Source organism: Megasphaera sp. AF13-6AC, assembly GCF_027685385.1.
Taxonomy (GTDB): Bacteria; Bacillota; Negativicutes; order Veillonellales; family Megasphaeraceae; genus Megasphaera; species Megasphaera micronuciformis.
In genome coordinates this window covers 742-1,241 of the sequence record NZ_JAQCUN010000227.1, presented here as the reverse complement: position 1 = coordinate 1,241, position 500 = coordinate 742, and the positions used below count along the sequence as shown (strand labels likewise).

Genomic DNA, 500 nt, shown 5'->3' with positions numbered 1-500 from the left:
TTGGCATCGGTACCGTAAGCAATAGAGCTTGCGCCGCCGGCCGTACTGCGACTGCCGAAGGCTATACTGTCTACGCCTTTAGCATGAGCCGTCTGACCCAAGGCAATAGCACGATCGGCCGTAGCCTGCGTATTGTTTACACCGTCATAGGCGGCAATGGGAGTTCCCTTGGAATCATATTGTGTTTTCGGTGCTATGGTGCCGATGGCGATGGACTGATTGCCCGTAGCCGTAGACGAATGTCCCATAGCCAGACTGGCTTCACCCTTAGCTACGGCAGCCGTTCCGATAGCCGCCGCATACTTACCGCTTGCATAAGACTGACGCATCATGGCCAGGGAGTTAAATTCCGCAGCCTTGGCCCCGGCGCCGATGGCTACAGCGGCAATCTTTTCGGCAGACGCATAGGGGCCTACGGCAACAGCCAACGATCGAGCCCGCGAATAATCACCGAGTGCCGTACCGGATGCGGTCTGTACCTCAGGGTCATAAGCGTTGGC

The 500-nt window shown here is 57.2% G+C and carries 1 pseudogene; it reads right to left on the bottom strand.

The features are described 5' to 3' along the window. Positions 1 to 500, bottom strand: a pseudogene (locus PGX78_RS08385) (hypothetical protein); the annotation flags it as partial.